At 43.4% G+C, this 10,853-nt stretch carries 13 protein-coding genes and 2 pseudogenes; 4 read left to right on the top strand and 11 right to left on the bottom strand.

The annotated features are described in order from the left end of the window. Positions 1-107: 107 nt before the first annotated feature. The 5 genes and pseudogenes from V7K30_RS17630 to V7K30_RS17610 all read right to left on the bottom strand — a co-directional run. Positions 108-233, bottom strand: coding sequence for a hypothetical protein (locus tag V7K30_RS17630; protein WP_335001356.1), 126 nt, complete (start codon positions 231-233; stop codon positions 108-110). Continuing rightward, positions 220-900, bottom strand: coding sequence for a hypothetical protein (locus tag V7K30_RS17625; RefSeq protein ID WP_335001354.1), 681 nt, complete (start codon positions 898-900; stop codon positions 220-222). Before V7K30_RS17625 ends, V7K30_RS17630 begins: the two co-directional genes overlap by 14 nt. Next, positions 900-1,313 carry a RusA family crossover junction endodeoxyribonuclease gene (locus V7K30_RS17620; RefSeq protein ID WP_335001352.1) on the bottom strand — a complete coding sequence of 138 codons (414 nt, stop codon included), beginning with the start codon at positions 1,311-1,313 and terminating at the stop codon, positions 900-902. The genes V7K30_RS17625 and V7K30_RS17620 overlap by 1 nt, the downstream gene beginning before the upstream one ends. Before the next feature lie 98 nt (positions 1,314-1,411). Next, positions 1,412-1,663, bottom strand: a complete 252-nt coding sequence (locus V7K30_RS17615; protein ID WP_335001350.1) for a hypothetical protein — start codon at positions 1,661-1,663, stop codon at positions 1,412-1,414. 34 nt (positions 1,664-1,697) lie between these two features. Beyond that, positions 1,698-1,871: pseudogene (locus tag V7K30_RS17610) on the bottom strand (BrnT family toxin); the annotation flags it as partial. A 205-nt stretch (positions 1,872-2,076) separates the two neighbouring features. Between V7K30_RS17610 and V7K30_RS17605 the strand changes: the two are divergent. Further along, positions 2,077-2,211, top strand: coding sequence for a hypothetical protein (locus tag V7K30_RS17605; protein ID WP_335001348.1), 135 nt, complete (start codon positions 2,077-2,079; stop codon positions 2,209-2,211). Between the two features lie 479 nt (positions 2,212-2,690). Here V7K30_RS17605 and V7K30_RS17600 read toward each other — a convergent pair whose 3' ends face one another. Both V7K30_RS17600 and V7K30_RS17595 read right to left on the bottom strand, forming a co-directional pair. After that, positions 2,691-3,020 carry a DUF2973 domain-containing protein gene (locus V7K30_RS17600; protein ID WP_335001346.1) on the bottom strand — a complete coding sequence of 110 codons (330 nt, stop codon included), beginning with the start codon at positions 3,018-3,020 and terminating at the stop codon, positions 2,691-2,693. Between the two features lie 323 nt (positions 3,021-3,343). Continuing rightward, positions 3,344-3,661 carry a DUF2605 domain-containing protein gene (locus tag V7K30_RS17595; protein WP_335001345.1) on the bottom strand — a complete coding sequence of 106 codons (318 nt, stop codon included), beginning with the start codon at positions 3,659-3,661 and terminating at the stop codon, positions 3,344-3,346. Positions 3,662-4,421: 760 nt separating this feature from the next. Here V7K30_RS17595 and ltrA point away from each other — a divergent pair. From ltrA to thrS, 3 genes are all read left to right on the top strand, one after another. After that, a complete protein-coding gene (gene ltrA, locus V7K30_RS17590; RefSeq protein ID WP_335001343.1) occupies positions 4,422-6,212 on the top strand; it encodes a group II intron reverse transcriptase/maturase in 1,791 nt (596 codons plus the stop codon). A gap of 127 nt (positions 6,213-6,339) precedes the next feature. Beyond that, entirely contained in the window at positions 6,340-6,528 is a 189-nt protein-coding gene (locus V7K30_RS17585; protein ID WP_335001341.1) for a hypothetical protein, read from the top strand. Between the two features lie 43 nt (positions 6,529-6,571). Then, on the top strand, positions 6,572-8,422 hold the full coding sequence (gene thrS, locus V7K30_RS17580; RefSeq protein WP_335001339.1) for a threonine--tRNA ligase: 1,851 nt from the start codon (positions 6,572-6,574) through the stop codon (positions 8,420-8,422). 478 nt (positions 8,423-8,900) lie between these two features. Here thrS and V7K30_RS17575 read toward each other — a convergent pair whose 3' ends face one another. From V7K30_RS17575 to V7K30_RS17560, 4 genes and pseudogenes are all read right to left on the bottom strand, one after another. Beyond that, positions 8,901-9,476: a TMEM175 family protein gene (locus V7K30_RS17575; RefSeq protein WP_335001338.1), complete on the bottom strand. Its 576-nt coding sequence runs from the start codon at positions 9,474-9,476 to the stop codon at positions 8,901-8,903. A 137-nt stretch (positions 9,477-9,613) separates the two neighbouring features. Next, a pseudogene (locus tag V7K30_RS17570) lies at positions 9,614-9,808 on the bottom strand (element excision factor XisH family protein); the annotation flags it as partial. Between the two features lie 120 nt (positions 9,809-9,928). Next, positions 9,929-10,153 (bottom strand): hypothetical protein, encoded by a 225-nt coding sequence (locus tag V7K30_RS17565; protein ID WP_335001337.1) that lies wholly within the window; start codon positions 10,151-10,153, stop codon positions 9,929-9,931. Between the two features lie 6 nt (positions 10,154-10,159). Beyond that, positions 10,160-10,798, bottom strand: a complete 639-nt coding sequence (locus V7K30_RS17560) for a transaldolase family protein (RefSeq protein WP_335001335.1) — start codon at positions 10,796-10,798, stop codon at positions 10,160-10,162. Positions 10,799-10,853: the final 55 nt, after the last annotated feature.

Below are 10,853 nucleotides of genomic sequence, written 5' to 3'. Positions count from 1 at the left end.
GGGAGTAGGGAGTAGGGAGTAGGGAGTAGGGAGTAGGGAGTAGGGAGTAGGGAGTAGGGAGTAGGGAGTAGGGAGTAGGGAGTAGGGAGTAGGGAATTTACCACTCCCTATTTTATGCTGAGTGCGACGCCGAATAGCCCGTCGTAGATATCGCTCGGCGGCATAACCTGAAATTCAGCACCAGGGCTTGTCCTACTATCTACTACAACTAAGACAGTGTTAGTCTGCTTCATCGCCAGTGTGTAGAGTTTTCAAAAGTTGCTCTGTAAGCTCGATCAATTCATATACAGAATTTTGCGTAAGTTCTGTAGTTTTGAAGCCATGAGCAATAGAATTACGTAATAGAAGTGCATTCATTAGTAACTGATACTCAGATTTTGAAATTATACCTTCAATTGCTAATTGCTTCACTAAGTACAGTGGATCAAATCTTTGTAAACTTAGCTCTTCCTTTTGGGCAATAAGTCTCAAAGTTGCTTCTACCAAAGACCAGGAATATAGGATAGCTGATTCTGGATGTTGCGTTGTAAGTTGCCTTGCTACTTGCAACTGTGATTCTATTTCATGTTCTTGAAGAGAACCCTCTGCTTTCAGAGAATACATTATATCCTCTGGGTTGGTCATTACTAATTCAAATCTCCACCCAGGATGTTTTTCTACCGCTTGAGCTAAATTACGTAAGTATTGATTAGAAGAAGAGTTAAGTGAGGAGCGTGACTTGACTTCAATAACTACATTTTCTTCTCCCCGACGTACTATCATGTCGGGGCGATAGCTATTAAGGAAGTCAGGCAAGTCTTCTAGATTTGGATGAAAAAAAACTTCGTAATCCTTCTCACGATACTCTTCTGCTAGTTTCAGTAATCGCTCTCTTTCTAAGTTTGCGGTTGAAGTTGCCATCAAGTAATTACCCCCTGAACAGGAGCATCAATTACGACAATATGTAAGAACTCATTGCCACGGACAAAGCCTTCCGTCAATGTCGAGGTCATGTTTTCTATTCTAAAGTTACCTGATAAATTCCTCTTTCTAACTAGAAGGTCGCTTACTTGCTTATCATCGACGTAGGCTAATCCTTTCATTGCATCTTGAATAGGTTTCACTATATTGTCTACATCTATTTCAACAGAATCATAGAAATAGGTTATTTGGAGCATAACCAACCCAGTAGCTGTTTTTTGTTCCGAAGACCAGTATTTTTCAGCCTCTTGTCGCACTGTCGTTTTCCAAGCTTCAAGGCGATTGCCCTTACCGCGATTACGAGCCTGTTGTGATACTGGTGGCCCATCTACTATGAACTCAAATCTGGTCAATGCACTTCTAAATAATAGATCACAGGTTATTCTATGTTAGTAACCTCGAACATAAGCAGATAACTCCCCCTACTCATGACAAAGGAATACTGCCGTTACTAACTGTCGCTGCTTCGCCCAGTAGCTTCGCTGAGTGCTTCACTAATTATCTGATCACTCACACCATGCCGTTTCAGGCTTGCAATCAATATAGAAACAGTATCACCCTCAAGTCGCTCAAGATCAGCTCGGAGTCCTTGTCCGATGTAAGCGCGAACTAATGGCTGATAACCAGAAAACCCTAACAATGGTGCTACTCGCTTCAAATCCTCTATGACATCTTCGGGAATGCGAATTGTGATTGTTGTCATTGGACGATTTTTATCGAGTCACTTTCTTAAGACTTCAGCTTTCATAGTATTCACGTTCCTTGCGCGTCGCTTTCCGAGCCGAGATGAGCCGAATTATGTCGTTTTCACGCTCAATGTAGACGACGTATTGAAGATTCCATCGTCTGTCCAAGCCAATTACAGCATCCCGCTCTTGCTCATTGCGGCTGGCATCAACCACCACTAGAAACGGATCGAAGAAAGTTTATACGACTTGCTGAAATGTGATGCTGTCATGATTGCTGGGATTAATCCGAGCTTTCTACTCGTTCCAAACGAAGGTGACACCATTAAGCACGAAAAATACATCCATACCTCATACTTTAGGCAAGATGTATTTACGTTGTCAATACGCTTTCTTGTAAAAACTTACAATTACAATTTAGAACTGAATCTTGATACGTGCCAGAACCTTGCAATGCTTACCTGTTTCTGGACAAAATAATTTTAACTTACCAGCCTACCGACGCGATCGCCTCAAATTCAAGGATGGTAATAGAATTCTGCTACGGGAAAAGTTAAGGATTTGACACTCCTCGTCCTAAAGGCGCGTTCGCGTTAGCGTCTCGAAGAGAGGATTCTTGGTTCTCCGAGGCCACTTAAAACTAGATACCTTGCAGTGTCTAGCCCAGAGGTGGGACTCTCCCCAAGCGACTTCGGGTATGCCCTACCCTAGTTGGATCTCTCCAAGTTCTTTTTTGGATTTGAAACAAAAATGCTTCAAAATACTGTTTGCCTAGCTCCTCTGAATCTTTTACCTACTGCGAGGTGGAGTCTAGAAAAATGCAGTAGAACCACATAAATCCAATTTTCTTTTGTGTTGTGCTTCGCCTTTCGGCAGCAAGCTTTTTAGCGTGGTTGATTACCTTTTCCACCATCGCTAGTATACCAAAAGCCGCCCTATAACGGCGGCGGCTCTAGACCCATTATTTTGGTAAAAACAACAATCAATAATTTATAGCCAAACTTCTAACTCCTGTACAGACGCGATTAATCGCGTCTCTAATTTTTATGCTTCCTCAGAATTTTCTCTTTTATGTCCTGGAGATGCTTCGTAAAGTGCGTCGAGATGTTGACGCGCATCTTCAACGTTAATCGAACGCATTACCAAAAGTGGCTCTTTAATTAAGTTGCCCGCGCTATCTAATAACTCTGGATGGGGTACAAACTGTTTTCTTGATGAATAATAACCATAGTTACCTTGATTATTCATTGGCGAGGAATTCGCCGGGTAAGTTCGATCGCGATCAAAACTGAACATGATCAGGTTACGAATTAAGTTGCCAACAGCTATAAATGCAAGGATTGTAAAAGCAAGAATGTAAAGCAGGTGTAACATTAGATTTTCCTCCAGGGCAGCAATTTTTTAAACTTTATTTTTTAACGCTTTGCTTCGCCGACACTGTGCGTCACAGTTGAGACGAGTATTTGACGCACTCTTTGTGCGATTACATTCATATGAAGCTATTTGTCAACCGTTATTCCACTTACGGTAGCATAGGATACATTATTTTGTTAATCCAAATAATGTTAAGAAGTTGTTAAGAATTTTGTACTATCTCTTTAACGAATGATCTAACGTCTTGCGTAGACGCAAAGGGTCTTGTCGTTAGACATCTCGAAGTAGTGTGCCTAAATTTAGCAGATGCTCCCAGTTGCTGCTTAGACTTCACGCCCTTGACGAAAGCGCATTGCGACATTCCAACATTCTGTTACTAATTGATGCCAAGGCATTAACGTTGCCATATCAATCCCGACTTGTTTATCAGTAGCAGCAAACAGCATTTTCGCCGTATTTAGTTCATCTTGCGCTTGCTTAACCCGCAAGAGCAAGTCAGATTGCTCTTGGTGACTCATAAATGATAGTTGCTCGGTTTCGAGTAAATGGCGCGATCGCGTAAACCAATGCTGAAAATCTTCCAGCAGGGGTTCTAAAACCGTTTTTAGCAACTCAGTCCCTGGTAAATTTGAGTCTGACATAAATGATAAGCATATTTCAAACTTGCTTACTAATATTAACGTTATTTACGTTTCTTAACATTTTTCTGATTTCTCTCATAATTCTGAGTATGTAAAAATATGTAACAAAGAACACATAATTTATTATATAGTCTTGATATCGGGTTTGTAGTGCGACTCGTTGGTTAGAAACTAAAAAGCCATAAGGATTTTTGGAGGATTAGCCGCAAGGTGTATAGCCTTGACAACTGAATGACCATGTAGGTGAGAGCCAGTACCCTAGAACCCTCAAATCCTACCCCGTAGGTGCAACGGTGAAAGCATCACCCCCAGGTTTGAGACTAGCCATCAAAGCCTGAAGCGGGGTGAAAAGGTGTTCTTACTAACAGCCTAAGTCGGTAAAACATCGAGCAAAGTACTTATGAGTAAAAGCATTAGCTTGAAGATGCGTTCTAATCGTCGTTACGATGAACCAGCGAAATAGGGCTTAATGCGCTGGAGCCAAAAAGGCAAAGGATAAGGAATTGGCAAGTTGCAATTTGTCCAATAAGCACTTCCATAAAACCCGGCGAACGAGCATCACTCTAAAGGTACATAGGATGGTCATTCGGAACGAGATAACCTCTCGTATGCTCTCAGGTGGTCGAATACCGGAGTAGGTGCTAACCGTATGCAGCGAGTAGGGGAGATTTAGTCAGAAGCGAATGTCTGGGGTAATGCCCAGAATATGCAGACAGACTTACGGTGATTTGGATGATAAAGTTTCAAGTAGTGAGTATAAATGTCTAATACACAGTCTCAACAACTGATGGTGGAATGGCACTCTATTAACTGGCGCAAGTTAGAACGTAGGGTGTATAAGCTCCAAAAGAGAATTTATCAAGCCTCTGCCCGTGGTGATGTGAAAGCATATCGCAGACTCCAAAAGACACTGATGAAGTCGTGGTCAGCAAGAGCTTTAGCGGTTCGTAGAGTAACCCAGGATAACCAGGGGAAAAAGACGGCGGGTGTAGATGGCGTTAAATCGCTAACTCCAAAGCAACGCCTAGAACTTACTGGAAATTTAAACTTGGGTTCAAAGGTTAGCCCAACTAGGCGGGTATGGATTCCCAAGCCCGGAACGGAAGAGAAGCGACCTCTGGGTATACCTACAATGAAAGACCGAGCCTTGCAAGCGCTTGTCAAACTGGCACTAGAACCAGAATGGGAAGCACGATTTGAACCTAACTCATACGGGTTCAGAGCCGGACGCTCATGCCATGATGCGGTTGAGGCTATATTCAAGGCAATAACGCACAAGCCAAAATACGTTCTAGACGCTGACATTGCCAAGTGTTTTGACCGCATCAACCAAGACGCACTGCTAAGAAAATTAAATACATTCCCCACCATCCGCCGACAAGTTCGAGCCTGGTTAAAAGCGGGAGTGATGGATGGAAAGCAGTTGTTTCCAACATCTGAGGGTACGCCACAAGGCGGGGTCATCTCCCCGCTATTGGCAAACATTGCCCTACATGGGATGGAAGAAAGGATAAAAAAGGAAATCCCCCCAAAATCAGGATACCTAAAAAATGGGGTAAGAATAGGCTCAGTCCTCTCCCCGAACTTTATCCGATACGCCGATGATTTCGTGATTCTACACGAAAACATAACCATAGTCCAAAGATGTAAAGAGATAATCTCTAAATGGTTACAAGGCATGGGTTTGGAACTAAAACCCAGCAAAACGAGACTTGCTCACACCCTTAACCAGTATGAGCAAGAAAAACCGGGGTTTGATTTTCTTGGTTTTTCGATACATCAATTTCCTGTAGGAAAGTATCACTCAAAGCAGGGTTTTAAAACAATCATCACCCCAAGCAAGCAGAAACAAAAGGTACATTACGAACAAATTGCCAGTATTCTCAAGGCTCATAAGGCAGCACCGCAAGCGGCGCTAATCAGCCGTCTAAACCCAATAATCAGGGGATGGGCTAACTACTACGCAACTGTGGTAAGTAAGGTAGCTTACTCAGATATCGATGACCTCATATACCAAAAGTTAAAAGCTTGGGCAAAACGCCGACACCCCAATAAGAGTGGGGAATGGGTGTCAAAAAGATATTGGCAATCCATAAGCGGTGATAACTGGGTATTCGCAACCAGGAAGGAAGGTCAAGCCCCACTTCGGTTACTAGACCATGCCGACAACCCAATTGTTCGTCATGTGAAAGTTAAAGGCGAATCGTCACCATACGACGGAAATCTGGTTTACTGGAGTACAAGAATGGGTAACAACCCAGAAATGCCAAACAGAGTAGCAATACTCCTGAAAAAGCAAAAAGGGAAGTGTACCCACTGCGAAATGTTTTTCCGTGAGGACGATGTGATGGAAGTTGACCATATCACCCCGAAATCGAAAGGTGGAAGGAGTGAGTATAAAAATCTTCAACTTTTACACAGACATTGCCACGACACAAAGACAGCCAATGATGGCAGTCTTGGTACAAAATCTGGCTGTAATAGTGCCAAGCCTAAGCCCACCAGAAGACTTGAGAAAGTCGCGGATAAATGGGTAATGAGGTATGCGTGACAAGCACCAAGTTACTGAGGAGCCGTGTGAGTTGGAAACTCTCATGCACGGTTTTGAAGACCAACGGGGTTGGTGACAACCTCGTTGAGTTTAATCAGTTCTTTTGGAGAGGCATCTATAGGTATATATGACACCAAGTTGCAATTCATCAGATAATTTAGCGATGTCTACGACGGGCTACGCCTACGCGTGGAATCCTGAATTTGACACTCAGGTAAACAATCAAAAATTTATCTTCATCCCCGATGAGAAATTAATTCGGCAGTGGGAACATAAAGCCGAACTGGCAAAAATCAAAGTCGTTATAGTTGAATAAGCCTACAGATTCAGATAAATCACCTTTTGTAATCACTTCGCCAATGGTTCAGCAGCCAATGTCGCTAAAATCATCGAATCAGTCAGAACAATCAGAACAAGTTGAAAAAATTTATTTACCGCGTACCAGCGAATCGGAGAACTTAAAAAAGATTCGCCACACTGCTTCCCATGTAATGGCAATGGCAGTACAAAAGCTGTTTCCCAAGGCACAAGTTACAATCGGCCCTTGGATTGAAAACGGTTTTTACTATGACTTCGACAACCCAGAACCATTTAGCGAAAATGATCTCAAAGCGATCAAGAAAGAGATGGTGAAGATTATCAATCGCAAACTGGCAATAATTCGGGAAGAAGTCAGCCGAGAAGAAGCCGAACGCCGGATTCAGGAAATTAAGGAACCTTACAAGCTAGAAATCCTGGCAGATATCAAAGAGGAACCAATCACGATTTACCACCTGGGGAATGAATGGTGGGATTTGTGTGCGGGGCCTCATATGGAAAATACCAGTGAATTAAACCCGAAAGCAATTGAACTAGAAAGCGTTGCTGGCGCTTATTGGCGTGGGGATGAAACTAAAGCCCAACTACAACGCATCTACGCCACCGCTTGGGAAAGTCCAGAACAACTCGTTGAATATAAGCGACGCAAAGAAGAAGCGCTAAGGCGAGATCACCGGAAACTTGGGAAAGAACTGGGATTATTTATATTTTCTGATCTAGTGGGGCCAGGTTTACCTTTGTGGACACCAAAGGGTACTCTGTTACGGAGTATTTTGGAAGACTTCCTGAAGCAAGAACAGTTAAAACGGGGTTATTTGCCTGTAGTGACTCCCCATCTTGCTAAAGTCGATTTATTTAAAAAATCTGGACACTGGCAGAAATATAAAGAAGATATGTTTCCTTTGATGGCAGATGACGAGGAAGCAGCTGCCAAAGAAGAGGGTTTTGTCCTCAAGCCGATGAACTGTCCCTTCCATATCCAAATATATCAAAGTGAGTTACGCTCCTATCGGGAACTACCGATGCGACTGGCGGAATTTGGTACTGTTTACCGCTACGAACAATCAGGGGAATTGGGCGGTTTAACGCGGGTGCGCGGTTTTACTGTGGATGATTCTCACTTGTTCGTTACTCCAGAACAGCTAGATAGTGAATTCCTCAGTGTGGTGGATTTGATTTTGTCGGTGTTCAATAGTCTGCAACTGAAGAACTTTAAAGCTAGACTCAGTTTCCGCGATCCTGCTAGTGATAAGTACATCGGTTCTGATGAAGTTTGGGACAAAGCCGAAGGTGCAATTCGCCGTGCAGTTGAAACCTTGGGGATGGAACACTTTGAAGGTATTGGAGAAGCGGCTTTTTATGGCCCCAAACTCGACTTTATCTTTAGTGATGCTTTAGATCGGGAGTGGCAATTAGGAACTGTGCAGGTAGATTACAATTTGCCAGAACGCTTTGATTTGGAATACGTCGCCGAAGATGGGGTTCGCAAACGTCCGGTAATGATTCACCGTGCGCCTTTTGGTTCACTGGAAAGGTTGATTGGGATCTTAATTGAAGAATATGCGGGCGATTTCCCTTTGTGGTTAGCACCAGTGCAAGCTAGATTACTGCCAGTGGGTGATATACAGTTAGATTTTGCTAAAGATGTGGTAACGAAGATGAGAACGTTGGGCATCCGTGCAGAAGTTGATACCAGTGGCGATCGCTTGGGTAAACAGATTCGCAATGCAGAGAAAGAAAAAATACCCGTGATGGCTGTAGTGGGAGCGAAAGAAGTGGAAACCAACACCTTGAGTATCCGTACCCGCGCCTCTGGGGAATTGGGAGTTATACCTGTCGATGAGGTGGTGGATAAGATTAAGGATGCGATCGCTAAGTACGATAATTTCTAAAATCTAACCGCAGACGCACACTAATTTATAATTGGTGTGCCTTTTGTCTAGTAGATTCAGATCATTAGACCTCTTGCATAAATCAAAAATTAAGAACCCCACCCCGCATTTGCTGACGCAAACGCTCCCCTCCCTGCTTGCGGGGAGGGGAGACAAAGCACAGCTTTGGCGGGGTGGGGTTCTTCGGGTTTAATGAGCAATCAAGCGGACATGATAAGCTGTTCCACATTTAACTTGTATATATTATGCGGGCGAGACGCCCACCCCACAAGAAATGTACAATTTTAGATTATGCAAACTAGATGTGGTTTAGCTTATCACTAGGAACTTCCAAATAAAAAAATATCCAACTACTTATTGTGGGGTGAGCGTCTCCCCGCCCTTAACTAAAAGGCGATCGCAATCTCAAAGAGTATTTAAACAATACAGTAAGAGTTCTGAAAAATCGTCATTATATAATTTGTAATTCGTAATTCGTTCAGGAAGTGAGAGTCTTCTCAATGCGACGGTCAGGGATAAGCCACATGACCGCAACAAAAACGTACAATCCACAGGCAAACCATGAATTCACTAAGGCAAGTGGAATGGCCACAGCATAGAACACCACCGATACTTTTCCCTTGAAGTCTCCACCGACTGCGATCGCTAGAGCCGAATCTCTGCCGTGGTGAGAAATCAGGGCGCGGGTAAGAACGAAGTAAGCGATCGCAGCCAACAACAACACCGTACCATACAGAGCAACTGGCATAGCCGCAAAGTGATTCTCGCCCATCCAGCCAGTAACAAAGGGGATTAACGATAACCAAAACAGCAAATGCAGATTAGCCCAAAGGATACGCCCATTAACTTGTCTGACTGCTTGTAGGAGGTGATGGTGATTATTCCAGTAGATGCCGATATAAATAAAACTCAGCACATAGCTCAGAAATACCGGGATTAGCGGACGCAGTGCAGCTAAATCGAACCCATGCGGCACTTTGATTTCCAGTACCATAATGGTGATGATGATGGCAATCACCCCATCGCTGAATGCTTCTAACCTCCCTTTGCCCATATACGCATTCCTTTTCTATTCACTTGAAAGTAAGTTGTGACACTCTGTACTTTATCGTACCAAGTGGTCGCAGTTGATGAAGATTGTCTGCGTTGGCGTAGCCCGTCGCACCCTTAAAGCTTGACAGCTTCCTAAGTGAATCGCTCCTGAAAGAACGACTCAAAGGTATCGACGGGAACTGCTAAATATAATATTCTATCTGGTTAACTCATCTGTAATGCAAGGCGATAGTTCAAAAACTGCCCCAGTGCTGAGTCAAAGTCAGTGATGACAGAGCTATTAAGAAAGCTTTTGATTTCAACTGCAATTTTTCGCCCCGCTTTATCAACTGCTGCGGCTAAAAAATACAGCCGCGACAATAATTAAACCTAAAAGCGCTAGAGGAACCCAGAGATTAGGGATATCTGACAAACTCATAAGCAATTCAAGAAAATAGGACTGAATTTATAGATTTAGCTGGTCGTTAATGCACAAGTTGTCGTTACCACACTAACTTTTGTTGTCATTACAGAACAAGTTGTCGTCACTACACTAACTTTTGTCGTCATCACAGAACAAGTTGTCGTCACTACATTAACTTTTGTCGTCATCACAGAACAAGTTGTCGTCACTACATTAACTTCTGTCGTCATCACAGAACAAGTTGTCGTCACTACATTAACTTTTGTCGTTAGCACAAAAACTTAAATCGTTAAGCCAATGCCTCCTTTAGCGAATTCTTCAACAGTTTTCTGTGATAATTCATGAGTTGCGATCGCCTGCAACATTGCCAATGGTAAAGTCAAATGATCCGCCCCGGCTTGCAATGAAGCGGCTGCTTCTTCGGGAGATTTGATACTAGCTGCCAATATTTCAGTATCACTCCCTTTGAGGACGCTAGCCATATCCCGCACTAAAGCAATACCATCACCTAACAACCGCGTAGCGCGATTTACATAAGCTATGGCAATTTTAGCTCCGGCTTCCCGTGCTACTGCTGCTTGTGCTGCACTGTAAATCGCTGTCACCGAACAGGTAATTTCTGAGGATAGACTCGCCACCACTTCAAAACCTATCGGTGTTGCGGGAATCTTCAAAATTGCTTGTGAACCAATAATCTCGAAAGCTTTTCTACCTTCAGCTAGCATCCCAGCTTTATCAGATGCCACGATTTGATAGTATAACGGGCCATTCGTCAAGGCTAGCAATTTTTTGAGCGTGATTTCTGGTGGGGTATCGCTTTGAGCCAACAGCGTGGGATTTGTTGTAATGCCTTTCACCCATCCCCAAAGCTTAACAACTTCGGCTTCAGATGCGATCGCTGAGTCTAGATAAACTGCCATAATTCCTCCCCTTAATGCTCTCGCTATAACTCTGCATTCATATCTCGTGCGCTGT

This window comes from Nostoc sp. (genome assembly GCF_036917655.1).
Classification (GTDB): domain Bacteria; phylum Cyanobacteriota; class Cyanobacteriia; order Cyanobacteriales; family Nostocaceae; genus Nostoc.
Note: the sequence above shows the minus strand (reverse complement) of the source record. Positions and strands in the feature narration are given on the sequence as shown.